The organism is Pseudoalteromonas luteoviolacea NCIMB 1944, from assembly GCF_001625565.1.
Classification (GTDB): Bacteria; Pseudomonadota; Gammaproteobacteria; order Enterobacterales; family Alteromonadaceae; genus Pseudoalteromonas; species Pseudoalteromonas luteoviolacea_F.
The window spans coordinates 37,002-56,792 of the sequence record NZ_AUXS01000053.1; the positions used below are offsets into that span (position 1 = coordinate 37,002).

A 19,791-nucleotide genomic window follows, 5' to 3' on the forward strand; every position below is an offset into this window, starting at 1 on the left:
ATGTCGATAAAGCAGCAGTTTTTTATAATCAAACGACAAAAGACTTTTTGGTCTACTATGCTGCTGTGCGCACTGACGTTACTGATCACGTTTACCGGTACGTTAGACAAATTAAATGCGCTTATTTACCTTGAATTTAGCCAAAACCTGAACAGGCAAAATACACAAGTTGTGGTGATCGAGTCCAATAACTTGCTGGCGGAGCAAACAGCACTCATTTCTAAGCTCAGGGAGCAACAAGCAAAAGCAATTGTCATATTTAGCCACGTTGGCGGAAACCAACAATTGTCTTTTGACAATGTCTACTTCCCCTACGCAGATCCAAGATACTGCCTGCCAACACTGGAATCTTGGCTGGGGTATGAAATTATCATTCAACAAGCTCCCAGCCATTGTAAAAGTGTTTGGCAAGCTATACTTGGCGAGCAATATCGGGCGCGAGGCCAGTTGCTTGATTTTTCACTTGCTCCACAAGCTTTAACCAAATTCAGCTCAGACAGGCTGCTATCTGATGATGTTTTCTTAACCCAACTGCAAGATAAAGTCGTTTTGGTTTCCCAATACCAATTGAACTTTGCGCTGCCTGTAAGGGCGCCAAAAATTGATACATTCAGAGATCCGGTTTATCTTCACGCTTATATCGCAGATAATTTTTTAGAGCAAACCTTAGTCACGTTGACACCGACCACATATGCAGCTGTGATGCAATTGCTCATTTTGGCCATCTTGCTCATCACCTACCAGAGGTGTAGCTTTAGTACAGGACTGATGATTGCCTGCGTGGTGATCGTGTGCTGTATTCTATCAGCCTATGTATGTGTCAGATTCTTCAATTATTTTTTACCGAGCGGGCAAATTATATTTACCAATTTGGTGACTTTGCTCTGGGTCTTTTTCTCTCGAAAGTGGGCCGAAGAGATTGAATTGAACGACATCATTGGCAATGTTCAGCAGCGAATGATGGGCAGGTATCTACCGCAGGCATTTAGTGCACAAAGCAGCCCTTGGGATGCCATTATCACCTTGGTAAACCAACAATTGGCATTGAAACGCTCAATTTTTCTAGCGCGTACCGAGGGGGATCACAGGCTTCACGAGATCCGCGCTATCAATTGTAGTTTATCTGATATTCACGAAATGCGTCGAGATTATGAGCGCCCTCCTTACTCTGATGCCATTAAAGCTTTTGGCGCATTACATATTACACGCCCCTTTTTCAATGAGTTAACTGAGTCTGAAGCTCAGTATGTGGTGCCGTTAATGTATGCAGGAGATATACGTGGTTTTTGGGCCATGACGGTAGAACCCAACGAGTATTTTGACGAAGAACGATTTATTCAAAACGTGAACCGCTTTGCCAATCAAATCGGAGAGCTACTTTTCCACTTTCGCATCTTTGAAAATCAACAAAAAGCCAATACCAGTGCGCTTACAAAAGCGCTAACGTTAGCGCTTCAAAAGCCGTTAAGCCAGCAAGTTAAGTCATCTATCGGTGACATGGAGCAAAAGCTCTCGACACTTGAACACGTTTTCAATCAGATCCATACAGCAGCCATCATGTTTAATCTTTTTGGCCAAGTCGTACAAACGAATCAAAGAATTGAGGAAATCGCAAAACACAATGAGATGTCGCTATTTGAAATGACGGCGCTAGATTTACTAGAGCGCGTAACTCATCTCGACAGTGAAAAAGCCAAAGGAAAACTACGCTACATCACTTTACAACAAGGTGAACTATACATGCCCGCACAACTCGGTCAGGCAACTTTCATCTTAAGCATACGATCTTTGCGCGCGGCACGTACCACCAGCAGTATTGGCGAGCCTTTCGAAGTTGGTGGTATATTGTTTGAATTTATTGATATTTCTTTTTTAATTAAGCAACTGGAAGACCCTGCTCAGCTGATAAAACAGCTCGAAATGATCCAACCTATCAGTGAGCTAGAAAGCCACGATATTAAGGCGCAACCTTAATGGATTGGGTACTACAGCTATTTCCCAATGGTAGTGGTTTAGGACAGTCCGTCATTACCACTGTGTGGGTTGGTATTGCTGTCGTTTGTATGCTTAATTTGCGTTTTGGTTTTCCCCTTACCGGGCTTGTCGTACCGGGTTATCTCGTCCCCCTATTCATAGTTACACCTGTATCTGCCGTGGTCATCATTATTGAGGCCATCGTAGTTTACGCCGTGATGCTTTTTAGTGCCAAAACCTTGATGGAAAGGTTTGGTTTTGGCGAAATGTTTGGTCGAGACCGTTTTTTCGCCATCATTCTTATTAGTATTTTAGTTAGGGTGGTTATGGATACCTTGCTGTGGCCACTGGTAGCAATGTATCTGGCTCAGTGGGATATCACGTTTGATTACTCAAGCCAGCTATACAGTCTCGGCTTGGTCATCATTGCATTGACCGCCAATGTCATGTGGAATGGAGGGTTCAAATATGGCATGCGAGTTACCTTGATCCAGCTCTTTGTAACCTATTTGCTAGTTCGTTTTATTTTGATGCCATTTACAAACTTTAGTATTGCCAACCTTGCTATTATGTACGAAGCAGTAGCAGCATCCATCGTGGCAGCACCTAAAGCCTATATTATTTTGGTGATAACCGCCTTTATTGCGTCCCGGGCCAATATCAAATATGGCTGGGAATTTAATGGTATCATGCTGCCCGCGCTGCTTGCTCTGCAATTGATGCAACCAACTAAATTACTTACGTCTTTCGCCGAAACAGCTGTGATCTTGATATTGGGCGGGTCAATATTGACCTTCACAAAATTGCGCCATGCAAATTTTGAAGGTGCAAGGTTACTACTGTTCTTTTTTAATATCGGATTCTTATACAAAATCGTCTTAAATTATGTTGTGGTAAATTATTACCCAACATTAAAAGTCACCGACACATTTGCATTTGGTTACATGCTTTCAACCTTGCTCGCTTTAAAAATATATCAAAAAAATGCTCTAGGTTTAGTTATACGTGCCACTTTTCAAACATCAATTGTCGGAGGGTTAGTTGCCATTACGACCGGCTTTTTAATAATGTTTATCCCTGCTATTTTTACAACACCAGCAGAACAATTAAATGCCAATGGCGATACTGAAGTTGCTTTGAGTCAACAAATTAGCGCATATAAAAGCTATTTATACACACAGCAAAGCGAACATGTTTCGATCAGTCAATACCAACAAGCGCAGTCTATTCAAAGCTTCATTAGCGCTATCAGAGTACTCAATCGCGATAGGCAAGAGCAGGAGAATATTCGCCTAGCGAGGCGCCTGCTCTCACAGGCCCAGTTCTCTCTATTTGAAGACCAACAATATTTATATATCAGAGATACCAATACAAACATGGTTAGAGGCTTTTATGTGCTCTCAAAAACACCGAGCAAATCTCATGTTATCAGTGTGCCATATCCCTCAAGTGAGCGCGTAGCCAGCGATGCCGCAGGACTGTTGTTTCAATTGTTAGAAAGTAACGCTCTAGTATTGGGTACACAATTCACCCCTTCTATTGCAACACAACAAGTGTCTCAGCAAAGTCCCTTTTACAATGCATTCTTTACGGTGATTGACGAGCCTGAAGTACTGCAAATACGGTCGGTTAATCAATATACCCGAACTCAACTGCAATTGAGTCCATTTGGAGTGCAAAGCCAGTTTTGGATTTTTAATCAACTACCAACATCACTGTCTCAGCGTCAGCTAACTAATTTGATGGGCTTCGAGCGCGGCCAATTTGGGATGCTGCATAGTAGCAGCCTGCCAACTCCCGATTTTAATGGCAAAATGGTCGAAGCCTATATTGACGGGCCGAGTTACTCAAACCTCTTGTCTGAAGTGGTGCTAAGTGCCAGTACTGGCACAGATGTCGCCGTCACATTTATTGACTCAGAACTTGATGAAATCATCGACGCTTTTGCTCCGCACATCAGTGCCAAAGGCAGTAACCAATATCAAGAATTGACCAACAATGAGGCGGCCCTTTGGGAATTTGAAATCCTCGGCCCATTATATGATCTTGTTGAGCAGCAATCAGATAGAGAATTTGATCAAAATGAGTTGAACCGCTTAGCTCGCATCAACCATATTGCCAATATGATGGGCTATCAAATCCAAATTCTTGACAATGAGCAAGCGCAATACATTGTACTTGCTCCTTTGAATACACCGCAAAGCTACCAACAAGGGCAAGGACTTTATGTCATTAACATGCACCCAGATGCAATGTTAAATATCCAAGTACCTAGGCCCTTGTTTGAAAGTAACACCCTCAAGTTTTCTGGTAAGCTATTTGCCAGCACCAATGCTAAGTCCCTGCTCATCGCAGGTGCTCACCCTTATGCCAACGAACAAGCAAATGTTATGGCTCCAGCGAATGTCAGAAGCTTATTCAACGTAATTCATCAAGGTACGCTTCGTTATTTTTCCGCCCAGCCAATTCTTAGTCTGCAAGTGCGTAGCCATAGCGCCCCCTCATATATCAGGCCCAGCGCAATTGCATTCCAATTTACTCATCCCGATGAGCAACAAAACAACACCCTCAAGGAGTTACAGCACACGTTGAAAAATTTGGGAGTCAACACCCAAATTGTTGCTGGACAAGTAGAAACACGCGGGCTTGAAATTGGTACTTCACCGCAATCCGGTTATCGGCTATTTAGCCCAGTTAGTGAGCTTGCCACACTGTGGTTAGCGTCAGACTTTAAACAGCACTTCGCTATTTCTGAACAAGCGCTACTACAACGTTTGCTCGCAGTATCCGCGCAGCCTTATATTAAGCCGCTCAACACAGTCGTACTGAGCCCAAATGATTGGCTGTTAGAGTCTGCAACTTCTATCACCCATGATATTCGTACGCTCGCCGAGCAATACTCGCAGGATCAGCACCTGCCTCTGCTCTTTGAGTTTTGCAAAAGGCACTCAGATTGTCACTTGCAGGCCGTTCGAATAGAGCAAACACAGCAACTCGCACTCACCATTAAGTTGCGCAATAAGTTATTGGCAATATACACCCCCACAAGCAATAAAGTGCTGACCATCAACGACTTTAACTATGCGTCAGGGAGGCTACAGCATGTATTGGATTAAAAAAATACTGCACTTGGTCATTACTTTAGTACTTCTGATTATCATGTTGTGGGTTAGCTTTAATGGGGTTTTGTGGTTAACCTCTGCTGAGCAGCTGGAGGAGCGCAGCGAAGACGAAACACGCTCTGTGGTTCATTGGTTACCAAACGACAAATATATTTCATTCAACTTTTCTTCATCTAGAACTCGATCCATACGATTACTTTCTAATGCTATTTTTGATGGTCAACAAGCTTTTGACGAACCTGTCAATTACGCTGTCCAATATCAACTATTTAATAGCCAAGGGGGACTATTAGATGAACACACATACCATCACGCATCAAAATTGGTGCTGGCAGCGCAAGAACAGCAAGTCAAGCAAATCATTGAAGACCGAAAAGCTTTGTCTGTCGCGTCGGGGCAGTCTTTTTATATCGATGTATCAAATTATCCTGACGCTAGCCAAATCAAATTAAAACTGATCCCTGAAGAGGATACATTGCGAGGTGTCGTTGTTAGGTTACATGCGCAAACTCCCACAGATATAGATGACAGCCAACAAATATGGTTGAAGCTGCCTGTAGATTGGCGTGAGCGAATGTTGAATTACCACACCCTAGGTGGCAATGCTCTCACCACAGATGAGCTTACCAACGCAGTTAGTTATGACTGGACGAAACTTGCACCGCAAGGGATCCCCAATATTGATTTTGTCAGCGACATCTTGTACGAAACGCTACCCTATAATGTGATTACCTATGACTTTTCCGCACAGCAATGGGATCTAGATAGCTTTTATTCTGCCCCCAATTTAACCGCAACATTTCGAGTGAAAAACAACGAACCGCTGCAATTTAATAGTACCGTGCCGCTGAGCACTCTGCGCCTAACTTGGCATGACTTAAGTCAGCAAGTCGCCCCTTACGAATTGCAAGCAAGGTTAATCTTCGATAACACCTTTCAAATTGACGACATTCGTCCCGGTTTGATAACCATTCAGTCCAGTCTACCAGCACTCACACATTGGTATCAGTCAGAGCAATCCGTTGCAGCTTTGCATAGCTATTATTACATATTGACACCAGATACCCCTGCTAATTACACCGTCGCAGGGGGCAGCGATGTGGTGATGGATATACGTGCGCTAAACGCACAAGATACACAAGCCTTGCTCTCATTGTATGACGAAAAGGGCCAAGTATTCGCTCGCCATAAAATTGACTTGGAGTCCCGAGTTTCCCAATTCGATCGCTTGATAACTCCTGAAACCTTGCGACTCATTGTCAACGAAAGTGAAAAGTACTATCTGCGACTGCCTGACAACACCGCAAAAATCAGTATCTCAAGCCAAGGTAGTTTAGCGGTTAAACTGCAAAGCCGACGCCGAGAATTTCATTATCAAAATGTTGTATGCGAGCAACTGTGTGAGAACCCATTGAGCAACTTTACCGAAATTGGTGCCTGGTTCGCGCAAAAAGCCAGCAATGAATTTGTCTTCACTGAATTGCAGCAGATCTTAAAAGTGCGTTTATTTGAAGCACCGCCTCTGCCTGTTGTTAAAGATACTGATTACGCTTCAGAAGCACTGTTTGACCAACACCCTATTTCAAACACTGCGCTCATTTTCAGCCCGCCTAACTACTTTGAACCTAGCAGCGAGCCAACTCCAGTGCATTTTAGTCAAATTGACGGCATCGATGCCATAACTCTCAACAACGATACGCAGTTAAAAACACCAAAGGTGATTGCCCTAACCGATAAAAAACCCAAATATGTTGAATTTGATGCCACTGCGAGTACGTTGAGCAATGAGTTAGTTTCCAACACGAATAAAACAACTATGCTGTTTACAAATCAGGGCAGCAACCGCCACTTTATTAAATCACGTCTATATAAAATTAATCGTGGTGATACCTTTTCTATGGACTATCAGGGCAAAGATAAGCCTCTTTCGATCGTTATTAAACCATTCACATATCCAGCTGATCGAGTTGAGCGGTCTCCGTTAGTTATCAATACACAACTCAGTGGGCAATACCATGCAGGTATCACCAATGAGTACACTGTTGCGACAAAAAGGTATGCACTTATCCCCACAAACAAACAGGCATTTATGCTTCACCCGCAATCGACCGATATTGTCAGTTACCCGCCCATTACAATCAAAATCGGAACAGACATGCAAACACTTGAAAAATTTGCGATATCGGCTGAAGATGAGATGTGGATAAGTATTTTAGAAGAACATAGCGCACAACCACTTACCCCCCAATGGTGGCAGAATGAAAATACATAAAATCGTCACAGTACTGCTTGGCAGCGCCAGCTTGCATTGTTTTGCCACGGCAGAGATACAGTGGCAACAAATAAGCAATTGGCTCTCTCAGCCCCATACAATCGCGCCTTGGGAATATCATCAACAGGGGTCGCAACAACGCCCCGTACATGCACTAATATCGCCAACTGCTGTCAATGGAGGGGGTGCATTGGTGTACCAGCCAGCGGGCAAACCCTGTTTTGTTTCGATTCCCCATCAGTTTCACGACAAACACACGCTTCAAATTGGTCAGACACTGTTTGAGTCCACATGTAATATGATGGTTTACAATACCTACCACAGATATAGCGAAAGCATGGACAGTCAACCCATGGACTACTCAAAACGACAACGCGGGCTTCATGTCGCGGCCGTTCAAGCTTTTCACTCTATGCACCCTAATGCTTCTATATTTCAATTGCATGGATTTAATCAAAAAAAGCGTAAATCCGCACAAGGAAAAAAAGCCGACTTTATATTGAGTCAAGGCAGAAGCTACAACGCAAAACTCGCTAAGTTACAAACATGTTTATTGGGACTAAGTGAACAGACCTTTGTTTATCAAAAAGACGTCTTTGAACTCGGTGGAACCAAAAATGTATTACACAAAATAGGGCTCGCTCCGCACCGGTTTATCCATATTGAAATCAGCAAACCCATGCGCTCAAAACTTATCTCTCAATCAGCCAGTATGGAGCAATTTAATTTATGCCTCTCTTACTCACGCTGATATTAGTTTGCGGGTTATTTATCACTCAGGCATTCGGAAAAAATGCAAACTTGCAAGCCGATGTACGATGGTATGACGCTGGCACCTATCAACTCACGCGAAGCGCAGCAGACATCAGCCTTAATCATGAGCAGGCCAAATATCTATTTTTGCCTGCAGGGCAATGGCTTTCGACCACACTAGAGACGTTGGATTCTCTGTCTTTTTGGCAGGGTCAAACCTTCAGTGCGCTCATGCAAATAAACAAGCAACAGTGGATCTGCCAACAAAACATGTGTCAGCTAAATGCCTCTTTGCGACCGCGAGTGATAAAAGTCATCAACCAACAACAAGATGGTCAGTTTGAATTATGGCGTGGCTTTCAACATGCTCACAGAGACCCCTTTCGTCGTGCTGTGGCTCTGCCTTTACCAGGAAAAACCATCGCATTAGCACAAGAATATACGACTATTTACCCGTTGAATAAATCGCAAAGTATTAAGGTGTATTTTGAGCAAGCAAAAAAGCTAAAACTGACAGTGCATCGAAACCTCCATGACTTAAGTCAAGGAGGTAAAGTGCAGGCCTTGATCAATGGAATTCCAGCAAGCATCATAAACGTTTCTGAAGCACAGGCTCAGGAGTTTATCCACCATAAATTAGGGGTAGCGAATGTGGATTATATCGCAGTCCCCGCAAACAGCTATTTAACTTTACATAGTAGCTCGAGTACTTGGGTCAAGCTCGAACAAATGCACCGTGGAATATATGATCAAGGTGCGGGTATAAAACAGCAAGAGAAACTGCTCAATCCATATTGGGTCAATAACTTAGATAGCGCGCTTCACCAAATTTATTTTGACCATGACATTTCGAGTATCACGCAATTTAACCCTGAACATGCAAGCGCTTTGGCACTCAGACGCCACCAAGACTTCATTAGTACTATCTCTACTGGCACGTTTTTAACACCTCAAAGCAATACCAATAAACCATTGACCACTCACCGTAGGCTCGTGGCGATTTATCAAGCGCCGCGCGAAGCAAAGCAGCGGCTAATGCAAAGCCATACAACAGGAATGCTGCAATATAACCGCCTTGTAAAATCTTTGACGTATAACATTAGCGATGAACCGCGAGTCAGCGAAAATACCATTTTTTACGTCAGGTCAAACAGACCGACTGAGCTTGTTATTGATATTAAAAAAGTACGTCATAAAATTAAAGTGCTCCCCAAACAAGGCTTTGTACCGCTTAATCTACATATTGATATGAGCGCAACAGAAGTCACTGTATTTTCTGCCAGTGACGCCAAGGTCGATATCGCCATACAAGTGCGCACACTGCTGCCTTTACCCAATAACGAGCTCCTTTACGCTCAGCCTGGCCCTTTGACACTTAAAAGCCCCACTATTGCGACACTCATGCAACATATTCAAGCAGATAAAGCAAAGAGCTTTTTAAACAGTCTATCTAACTTTAAATTGCAAACAACAGCACAACCCCCTCCTTTGCTCGCACTTGCACACAGTCAAAGCCACTGGATGTATCAATTAGGGGAAGTTGAATATCTGGCGAAACAATCCCCAACAAAGGCACTGCCAAAGTTAAGAGCTTTATTGGATAGCCCTTTCCCTAATGTGCAACTGCGTGCATGGCAATTGAGGTTGGACATTCTCACCAGCCTCAACCGTCAAAACGCCGTGTTGCGTTATTTAGCAGCACTACTGCAACAAGACAATAGAGCATTAAGTGATTTCGCCGCGCAAAGACTGCTAAGTAGATACCAACAAACCAACCAAATATTTAATATTCAAGGCTTATGTGCATTGAAGCAACAGCTCAAAGGCTGTGCAAAGCTGGTAACAAGCACATTGTTGGCACAGGGAAAACTGTTAGAAACACTATGGTTGGATCACGACAAACGCCAAACTAACTCAAACGATAGCACTCTCTATGATCGACTCGGTTATGCTTCATATGGGGGACAATTGTTGGATATACAGCCTAGGTATGACATTACACACGCTCAACATGTGCAATTGACTGCCGAAACAGCGGAATACAAAGCGTACCGTTTGGAGCAGCAACCTCTAACCATCACGGCTCACTCTGATATTAATGTAAACGTTAGTGCACGCACTTATGGATTAAAGTCAGGTGAACACGCCATTAGCTGGCTACACGCAGACAAAGGTTCCAAGCTGCACTTTATGCCAATATATAGTGACGTGTTATCCACAACATCCGTCCATACACCTATAGAAGCGCCTTTGTCAGTGGCATCCAATAGTGTAATTTCTTTGCGCGCAGGCGAAACCCTCACATTGAGCAGCAAAGAAACAACCTTTGTCCAATTGCAAATATTTGACTCGACTTACTTTAATCCATATTCATCGCAGCAACTTAGCGAGTTTGCGTTTGGCACGCCTTTTTTGGAACTGTTGCACACTACCAACACTTACAATTCGGCAGCGTTTACCAAGCTACTTAATAATAGTCTGTATCGACTAGAGCAAAATTCGTTAAAGGATCACGAATTTACAGCGCTATTTTCCAAACTAAACAAGCTCAATGTGCCACCCTCACTCTCTCAACTTCACGATCGGGTGCACAGTTATGGTCACTGGGTGCCGGTGCAAAAATATCTCAATTATGCCGGAACACAACTTGTTGACCTAACGCCCATTGAAACACGTAGTATTGCTGAGCAACTGAGTCGTCACACTGCCACAAATGCAGAAACAAAGGGGATCACCATTCGCCCTTATCACACGCTTTCTCTAGATTTCAGCGCATTATCAGCCATGCAAATACGATTAATGTTCTATTTTTCTGATGCTGAGTTAATTTCCAATGCCGCCACATTAGTCGCGATAGAAACAGCCAATGACAATACTGTATGGCCTGTTTCAAACACGCAAAGTCCATTTGGCCTAGAGCAAGCTGAGCTGCGCGATGGGATAGTCAAAATCCGTTGGCTTAACCCTTACTTATCACAAGTTTTGCAGGTTGAAGTTCAGGTGCTCAAAGGAACACAGTGGCAGAGTGTTGAACTGGATCAAAGACAGCTGTTTTACTATGCCACCAGCGAGCAGCCAATCATCGCTAAACTTGACCATGACGCTTTGGTTAAGATAGAACAGTTCAAAGACAAACAGCGACAAGAAGAAATCGGGTTTTATCCTGCGGGCACCATTAAAATCCCCCACCACTACGCAAATCTAGCCCGCCTGTTTGCATGGCAACTCAATGCAAATCGCCAAAAGCTTGCAGTGGCCCCGCCGGTTACGCCGCTTAAATTAACGCGCCCAACTTTGCACTTTGAACAGTTAGCAAAACATTTTAATACACCCCTGATCAATGCTAATGGCAATAAGACCCATATTGAAGGCTTTATGAGTTATGACAGAGATGGCATTTTTCAAACAAGCGAGCCAATAGACACTGCACACCGTCTCGATTTCGGGATCAGATTGCGCAATCGTTATCGGCAAAATTGGTACAGGCTAGAAGGCGCATACCGCCTAAACAATTTACGCTACGAATCTTTCGCTCTAAACGGCATTTATAACTGGCTGGATGACGACACCCCTTGGTTCGTAGAAGCAGGCATGTACAACCGCTGGCAAGAGGCTGAACTCAACAATGAAAGTCACTTAACTTCACATATTGATGCAACAATCGGTCAGATTTGGCGAGATGATGTTTCTGTTCGGCATCAGTGGTGGTGGCAACCCTATTTTTATTACACCAGTATCGAAAAACAAGAATACTTGGATGACCCACTTATCAGCCAAGATATGTATAACTTTTACCGTGCTCAGCACATGCACGGCTGGCAGGGGGGCTACCGGATCCGATATCAACCTTGGGTTGATAGCCAATTCAGTGCCCAAATTAGCACCGTTTCTAACGAAGACTGGACTAGCTTAGATACCGCAACACTCAGTGGCAACTGGCAACAATATTATGAAGGTCATATTTTCAGCGTTGGATTAAGCAGCAGTTATGTCTTTGCCGATCAACATCGTCCCAATGCAACGTGGCAGTACTTAACTTCAATCAGTTGGCAGACGCTTTTCGATTTTAGCGAAGAAACGGCTGGGTGGATAAGTTTAAACTGGACGCAGGACTGGTTTAGAAACAACCACAACGTGCGCTTTGAAGTCACCTTAGGCAATTTACAAAATACCGGCTTCGCGCCGTTTGCTCACGACGAAATTATATTTGAATCTCTGCAACTAACCCATTTCCTAGAGCAAGACATTAATGGCAGATAAAACCTTAAAACGACAATTACAAGACCTCTTATTTGCCGATACAGAGCGATTTTGGCTCAACCTGTATCAGCACAAATACCAAACTCTTGTCGATGAACTAGCTGAATGGGAGCTGGTTAAAAACAAGCCTGAGCAAGAACAAACATCTTATTGGCAGCTTTTACAAACCATCGCTTTTTTACGTCATAAAATTGAAAATTACCACAGCAAACTTCAGGCGATTGATGCCGATTACAAGAGCTTCATTGAAAGGCTTAATAAAGCGGAATTAAAAGCGGAGAAAGAACTGCATATTTTAAAATATGCGGAGCAGCTAGGGGCAACACGCTTACAGTTACAAAAAGATAAGTTAGCCTTTGCTCGCTGGTTCGATGAGGGAGCGGTCATTTCCCGCTATCAATCCAAGGTTTCTGAAATAGAACAGGATTTAAAGTTTTTGATAGCCAAGTTAGGGGCATTGACGAATCGTTACCTTCGTTCGAGTAAAGATGATTTAAACACAGCTTGGCAGAAATTAGATTTGCAGCCATTTTTCATTCATTTGCTCGCGCATAGCAACAGCTTTCATATTCGTCACGGCATGATCCGTGCGCTAGTGAATCAAGTTTCCCTGATCCACGAATTTAGCGCCGATCCTGAGCTGGATGCGGATTTAGTCGCACAGCTTATAGAATTGTTAGAGGCTGAAAACACGCCTTACCTTGCTGTCATAGATATTTTAGAAATTCTTATACACCAGCGCCCTACATTTATTCGCAGCTTTATGTGGTCTAAAGTGGCTGAGTCTGTTAATGACTTTCCTGAAAAGCCCAAAAGTAATGATCAGCTATTCATTCTGATAGCCCTGCCAAAAGTATTGGTTCAGCAACGCACTTTGACAAATTCAGACTTAAAGCTTTTGCAGCAACTCGCCACCCACCCCTACCCTAGAGTAAGACAAGCAACAATCGAATTCATCCCCTATTATGAAGACAGTTTTGCAATTCAACTGTTAGAACAAAGATTTGCCGATGAAACTGCTGACGCCATTCGGTTTACGCTTATCAAACAATTAACCGCGGCGCGATTTAGCGAAAACAACTTTGCATTTAGCCATTGGCAGCACTGCTTGCAAAGTGAAGAAAGCTTTGAGATCAAACGTATTATATTGGAGCAAAGTGCTCGACTCATGCTCAATATGCAACTTGAGACTGAGCAACCAGATGCGATATTTGAGCGCTTTATCGATGTCCTCAACACGCAATTAGAGCGGGAGCCAAATCTCGCGGTAAGGCGTTTTATTTCGCGGACGCGCGAGCAACTCAATAGTTTTTATATTCAGGAACTTATCGTAGATATTGAGGACCAATTAGCCGCTAAACAAACGATCTCGCTACATAGCGACGCCGGATTGGATGAGATTGGCCGCGCATTGAGTTTTATAGCGCAGTCAGAGCTCGGTTTTAATGGTTACAAACAAGGCCAATCATGGCAGATCCATGAAGGTACCATGAAGGGCCGCAGGTTTTGGCGAATATGGCATGAGTTTTTTACACCTAGCACGGACAAAAGGCAAAGCTATAGTCATACTAAAGCTAAAAAGCCCTCTGCTGAGTTACATGTTCCTAGTTGCACCACAGCTGAGATCAGTGAAACCAATGTGCCAGGGGAAGCGCTCTACCATTTAAACGAGCATTCCGCGCGTCCTTACTTACCACTGCCTGATTACTTGCTCTCGATACTGAGTCAAGACCACTTACCAACGCAAGCAAAAAGTTACACACCAGATGGTATTTTGACGATCACTCGTCCAGATTCTTTGCTCAAAAGGCTGCGCGCATACTGGCATATTTCACTCAAATTTGCGTCATTCGATCAACTGAGAAAAGGCGGAGAAATTGAACAGCAAAATTACATTGAAACGATTCGGCAGCTTGGTTTTAAAATTGAGTTTAATGAATATGGCTCTACGCTCAATGCTGAGTTTCCAGTTGAAAGCGGTATTCGCCAACTATTTGCACGCTCCTCAATCACCACTGCGCTGATTAATATTAGCTTGGGCTTCAAAGAGTACTTATATTCAATTTACCAAAACAGCATTGGCCAGCTGGTATTTTTTGTCTGTGCCTTTATGGCTTATTTTTGGTCTCGCCATATAAAAGTAAGCCAGGATATTCAGCGCAACCGAAAACACATTCCAATCTCAATTGGTGGCTGGGGAACCAGAGGAAAATCAGGGACTGAGCGCCTAAAATCCGCGCTTTTTAGCAGCATAGCGCTAAAGGTGATCACCAAAACCACGGGCTGTGAAGCCATGATGATTTATACAACCAGCAATGGGGAGCAACACGAGCTGCCATTGTTTAGACCATTCGATAAGGCCAGTATTTGGGAGCAAAGCGATGTATTGGCATTTGCCAAATCAGTCAAAGCTGATGTGTTTTTATGGGAATGCATGGGGCTTACGCCAAGATACGTCAGAATTTTAAGGCGCTGGATGAATGACAACTTTGCCACTATCACCAATGCCTATCCAGACCACGAAGATATTTTAGGCCCCACAGGTATCGACGTAGCCAATGAAATGTCTGCATTTATCGGCTCAAATACACAAGTATTTACTGCCGAACAATGCATGTTCCCAATTCTCAACAAATCGGCGGAACAAAAAAACTCCACTCTAATTCAAGTGCATTGGGGGGATGGCTTTCAAATTACCGATGATATTCGCGCTTTGTACCCCTATGAAGAGCACCCCGATAACATCGCATTGGTCTGTAAAATGGCCCAATATATTGGCATCAACAAGGATTATGTGTTTAAAGAAACAGCGGAGAGGATTGTCCCTGACATTGGCGTTTTACAGCATTTTGAACAGGCACCAATAGGTAACATCACGCAGTCCTTCGTCAACAGTATGTCTGCCAATGAGCGGCTCGCGACCATAGAGAACTGGCGACGCCTAAATTTGTTTACCCTGAGTCAACAGCCAACGGTACAAACCGTCGCGTTGATCAATAATCGAAATGATCGCATCGCTCGAACCAAAGTCTTCGCTCAGATACTGGTTGAAGATTTAACCTTTGACCATATCGTGGTGATTGGCACTAATGTTGATGGTTTTCTCGCATACTTCAAACAAGCTGTGCACTCGCGCATCACTCGCATTATCACAAACAATGATAAAGAAGATTTAACTAAACTTTTAGAGCAGTTTAAGTGTTTAGTATCAGAACACACACTGTGTGAAAAATTCGCAGCCCTGCTGCCCAACAGCCAATCCACAATCCAAACATTGCAAGATAAAGCGCAAGTTATCGCTTTTCTAGAACAACATGTAAGCTGCGAGCGTCAGCGTCAGCACTTTAAAGCCCTCTTAGATAGCTGGTACATGGCTCAAGAATTAATTGCCATAGAAGATCTGAGTCAAAACGAAAAAGCGTTTAGCGACAAGCTAATTCAACTCCTGTTAGAACGTACACATTTAATTGAAAACCCCTACATCAGTGCTGATGAACTGACGCAAAAAATTGCACAGCTTGGAATAGACGGCCAACACCAACTCATAGTAGGCATGCAAAATATCAAAGGTGCCGGACTAAATTATGTATACGCCTGGCAAAAGTGGCATCATCTTCACCAAACTTGCGACCAATTACTCAGCCATCATATTAGCCAAGCTCAATTTCGCCAAGGACTGCTCAAATTATCCCAGACATCGCGCATCGGCGTTATAGAACACGACTATTTCAATGCATTTCTGGCCAAGCTAAGTAAATTGCCTCATGCACAAAATGAATTTAGTCAGGCAGAAATAGCCCACCTTAAAGAGCGATTACAAACAAAAGACACTCAGTCAAACAAAGAGGTCGAAGATATTAAGCAAAATAGAGTGACCCGTTTTGTCTTGCAAGTCGTCGAATCCTTTTTAGATGCTGGCGCAGCGGTTAAACGCAAAAAAACTGCGCAACAGGTATATAAAGACATAGCTTCACAGCGAATTACTTTGGAAAAAGCCATTGCAGTTTTAGCTGCACTTAACCGCAGCCAAAAACCGGGTTGGTTGGCCCTGCAACAGAAACGTAAAAAGTTCACCGGAAGTAAAAACTAATACTTTTACATTAAATTAGACTAAAATTAAATTTAAGGAATAATAAATTCCAGTCATTTTTTGTATTTTAATTGACCTGAGGGTATAAAACTAAGAAAATAAGATTAGAAGAAATGAATTGAATTTAACATTTTACTAACAATGGATGTTTGGTAAGTAAGTTGGGAGTAAAGTATGAAGCTATCCTCGTCATCTGTATTATTTATTGCTGCATTGACATCAAGCCAGAGTGCGCTGGCTGACACGAATTTAATTACCAATGGTTCATTCGAACAATCAGGAAATATTTCAGGGACTTGGAAACTCTTCAATAATCTACCTGGCTGGCAACGTGCTGGTGCTCGCTTTGAGATCCAAACTGACCGCCTCGGATTAATTGCACCACAAAATGGCTCACAATATCTCGAGCTCGACTCAACGAGCAACTATACAGCGTACCAGTCCATCGCAACAGAAGCTGGAAAACGCTACGTTGTAAGCTTTTACTATTCACCCCGGGTGAGCAACAATAGCCAAACAAACCAAGCTACTGTTTCTTGGGATGGACAAGTTGTTGCAAGTTTAAATGGCACTAGTCGCGGCTGGCAGCATGTGACTGTCACTGTAACTGCTAACAGTGCTCAAAGTGTGCTGGCATTTTCTGGTAGTGGTAAGTCTGACTCTTATGGCGCATTAATTGATAATGTGTCAGTGACCGCTGATTGTGTCACAGGTTTATTTGGTATAAACAACTATGGTAGCGCAGGCGACGGTTACATTTTCAACTTCAATTTAGATACCATGACTTATAGCAAAGTGGCTGGCGTTTCACACACAGCGTCTAATATCGCCAGTAAAGATGGCGTGCTGTATTTCATGGAACAAAATGACAAACAAACCAAAGCTTCTACTTTATGGTCACTCGATCTAGATGGCAATGTAGAAACTGCCGTTGCAAATGCCACTTCATGGCCAATATACCGCTCGGCGATCAGCGATGACGGCATGCATCTGCGCGCGACCAGCAAAACCTACATGTATGATTACAATCTAGAAACGGGTGCAAAAACAGTACTTGGAAAATTGAAATATGCAGGTGATGACTTCAGCCACGGTGATATTGCCTATTCTGCTGACAACAACATTTTGTATGTATTGACAGGTAAAGCACTATATACCCTTGATACCGCAGATATGAGCTTAAGTAAGATCGGCGAGCATGGCGTAAACTGGGCATCTGGTTTGGCAATTTCTGACGACGGTACCTTGTATGTTGCAGGCCGACAAAATGGACAAAATGCGAAAATTTACTCGCTCAATCCAAACACAGCGGTTGCCACCGAGCTTATGCAAGGCCCTGCCCATATTAATGACTTGACCTTCGTTGATAATTACTGCCGCTAATATTTATCGGTTCTCAAAACCAGCCTGTTGGCTGGTTTTTTTATGCCTTAAGTCAACTAATGCCATCTGGTAAGGCTTCCCCAATGCCATTACGCTGGGTATACTGACGCGTTTTTATTGCATAGTTAGTCATTACTGACTACATGCGTAGAGCTTTTGGGGACTGGCCTCCCTTTCAAAGCAAGTGTGATTTTTTGTTGGAAATAACGATAAATGACCGCTAATAATTAAAGGCCAAATAACACATTATGACTAAGTTTGGGAACAAAACATGAATTCATTACCTAATCGAGGTGAGTTTTTAGGCCATCCTAAAGGCCTATTCTTACTGTTCGGCACGGAAATGTGGGAGCGATTTGGCTACTACGGCATGCGTGCAATTTTAGTACTTTATCTAGTAGCTCAGGTACAAAACGGTGGCTTTGGTTGGACCAATGCCGATGCATTGAGTTTATACGGTACTTTTACAATGGCCGTATACTTAACGCCCCTGTTTGGTGGCTGGCTAGCAGATAACGTACTTGGACAACGCAAAGCCATCATTATTGGTGGCATCTTAATGGCCGCAGGCCACTTTATTATGGGTATTCCGCACAGTGTTGTGGCCGGTCAAGAAGAAAACGTCTTTTATATTGGCCTAACACTACTGTGTATCGGTAATGGCTTATTCAAGCCTAACATTTCCACCATGGTAGGTGATTTATACGAGGAAGGCGACAAACGTCGTGATGGTGCTTTCACTATCTTCTATATGGGTATCAACTTAGGGGGTGCATTAGGCCCTATCGTTGCGGGTTATGTTGCGTCAGAGATCAACTGGCAAGCAGGCTTTGTTGCAGCTGGTGTCGGCATGGTCATTTCTGTGGTTATGCAAATGCTACTGAGCAAAAAATACTTAGGCGACATTGGTGTTGTACCATCCGCTAAATTATCTCAGCAACAGTCAGAGTCTGGTACTAAAGAGCCTCTAACAAAAATTGAGAAAGACCGTATCCGCGTGATCTTTACTATGTCTGTATTTAGTATCATCTTTTGGATGGGCTTTGAACAAGCAGGTGGTCTAATGAACCTGTTCGCCAATGATTACACTAACCGAGTATTAATGGGCTTTGAAATCCCAGCATCTTGGTTCCAATCTTTGAACTCAATATTCATCATCATCTTTGCACCTATTGTCGCGATGATCTGGTTAAAGCTAGATAAACGCGAGCCCAATTCGCCAGTTAAGTTTGCCATAGGCTTGGTGTTTTTGGCTCTGGGCTTCCTAACCATGATGTTTGCTTTGATGACAGAAAGCGCGGCACCAGGTGGAACTCTGCAGATCAGCATGATGTGGTTAGTACTTTTCTATTTATTCCATACGCTCGGTGAATTGTGCTTGTCTCCTATCGGTCTATCAATGGTGAGTAAACTAGCGCCACTTCGCCTCGCATCTTTACTTATGGGTATTTGGTTCCTGTGTACCGCCGTGGCTAACAAAATCGCTGGATTTGTCGGTTCGTTCATTGGCGAAGGCCAAGAGGCTATGAATAACGCAATGGGTATTTTCATCGGCCTAGGTGCAACAGCACTGATCTCAGCTTTGGCAATGTACCTTTTAAGCAATAAGTTGGTTGATTGGATGCACGGTGCAGAAGGCGACAACGAACCACACACACAAGCACACTACCTCGAAAAAGAGCTTGAAGTGAGCGGTGAAAGACAATAAACCGCAAATAAAATTTACTAAAAGCCGCACTTTATAGTGCGGCTTTTTCATTTCACAGCTTCAAAACGTAAAGATAAATTTACATCATTTTGTGATATGCAGCACACACGACCAAGACCTGCAGCAACAGATCCGTGTATTGAAAAATGTGTCAAAAAAGTTAAATTCAATATAAACCATAAAGTTATAAAAAATAAAACTCATAAACTAGACAAAACACTAACCCGAT

8 protein-coding genes are annotated in these 19,791 nt (G+C 43.2%); all 8 read left to right on the plus strand.

Annotated elements, in window-relative coordinates:
* The gene (locus N483_RS19550; protein ID WP_023397648.1) at positions 1–1,974 is read left to right on the plus strand and encodes a hypothetical protein; all 1,974 of its coding nucleotides are present in this window, start codon (positions 1–3) and stop codon (positions 1,972–1,974) included.
* Complete coding sequence (locus N483_RS19555) at positions 1,974–5,090, plus strand: poly-gamma-glutamate biosynthesis protein PgsC/CapC (RefSeq protein ID WP_023397647.1); 3,117 nt, start codon at positions 1,974–1,976, stop codon at positions 5,088–5,090. The genes N483_RS19550 and N483_RS19555 overlap by 1 nt, the downstream gene beginning before the upstream one ends.
* The gene (locus N483_RS19560; RefSeq protein ID WP_023397646.1) at positions 5,077–7,368 is read left to right on the plus strand and encodes a hypothetical protein; all 2,292 of its coding nucleotides are present in this window, start codon (positions 5,077–5,079) and stop codon (positions 7,366–7,368) included. Before N483_RS19555 ends, N483_RS19560 begins: the two co-directional genes overlap by 14 nt.
* The gene (locus N483_RS19565; protein WP_023397645.1) at positions 7,355–8,119 is read left to right on the plus strand and encodes a hypothetical protein; all 765 of its coding nucleotides are present in this window, start codon (positions 7,355–7,357) and stop codon (positions 8,117–8,119) included. The genes N483_RS19560 and N483_RS19565 overlap by 14 nt, the downstream gene beginning before the upstream one ends.
* A complete protein-coding gene (locus tag N483_RS19570; protein ID WP_023397644.1) occupies positions 8,098–12,381 on the plus strand; it encodes a HEAT repeat domain-containing protein in 4,284 nt (1,427 codons plus the stop codon). Before N483_RS19565 ends, N483_RS19570 begins: the two co-directional genes overlap by 22 nt.
* Positions 12,371–16,471: a hypothetical protein gene (locus tag N483_RS19575; RefSeq protein WP_023397643.1), complete on the plus strand. Its 4,101-nt coding sequence runs from the start codon at positions 12,371–12,373 to the stop codon at positions 16,469–16,471. The genes N483_RS19570 and N483_RS19575 overlap by 11 nt, the downstream gene beginning before the upstream one ends.
* Positions 16,472–16,645: 174 nt before the next feature.
* A complete protein-coding gene (locus N483_RS19580) occupies positions 16,646–17,854 on the plus strand; it encodes a DUF642 domain-containing protein (RefSeq protein WP_023397642.1) in 1,209 nt (402 codons plus the stop codon).
* Positions 17,855–18,125: 271 nt separating this feature from the next.
* Entirely contained in the window at positions 18,126–19,562 is a 1,437-nt protein-coding gene (locus N483_RS19585; RefSeq protein WP_023397641.1) for a peptide MFS transporter, read from the plus strand.
* The last annotated feature ends 229 nt before the right edge of the window (positions 19,563–19,791 follow it).

Excerpts from the sequence above, each read along its gene's own strand:
- N483_RS19550 (WP_023397648.1), top strand. The coding sequence starts at position 1 with ATGTCGATAAAGCAGCAGTTTTTTATAATCAAACGACAAAAGACTTTT.
- N483_RS19555 (WP_023397647.1), top strand. The coding sequence starts at position 1,974 with ATGGATTGGGTACTACAGCTATTTCCCAATGGTAGTGGTTTAGGACAG.
- N483_RS19560 (WP_023397646.1), top strand. The coding sequence starts at position 5,077 with ATGTATTGGATTAAAAAAATACTGCACTTGGTCATTACTTTAGTACTT.
- N483_RS19565 (WP_023397645.1), top strand. The coding sequence starts at position 7,355 with ATGAAAATACATAAAATCGTCACAGTACTGCTTGGCAGCGCCAGCTTG.
- N483_RS19570 (WP_023397644.1), top strand. The coding sequence starts at position 8,098 with ATGCCTCTCTTACTCACGCTGATATTAGTTTGCGGGTTATTTATCACT.
- N483_RS19575 (WP_023397643.1), top strand. The coding sequence starts at position 12,371 with ATGGCAGATAAAACCTTAAAACGACAATTACAAGACCTCTTATTTGCC.
- N483_RS19580 (WP_023397642.1), top strand. The coding sequence starts at position 16,646 with ATGAAGCTATCCTCGTCATCTGTATTATTTATTGCTGCATTGACATCA.
- N483_RS19585 (WP_023397641.1), top strand. The coding sequence starts at position 18,126 with ATGAATTCATTACCTAATCGAGGTGAGTTTTTAGGCCATCCTAAAGGC.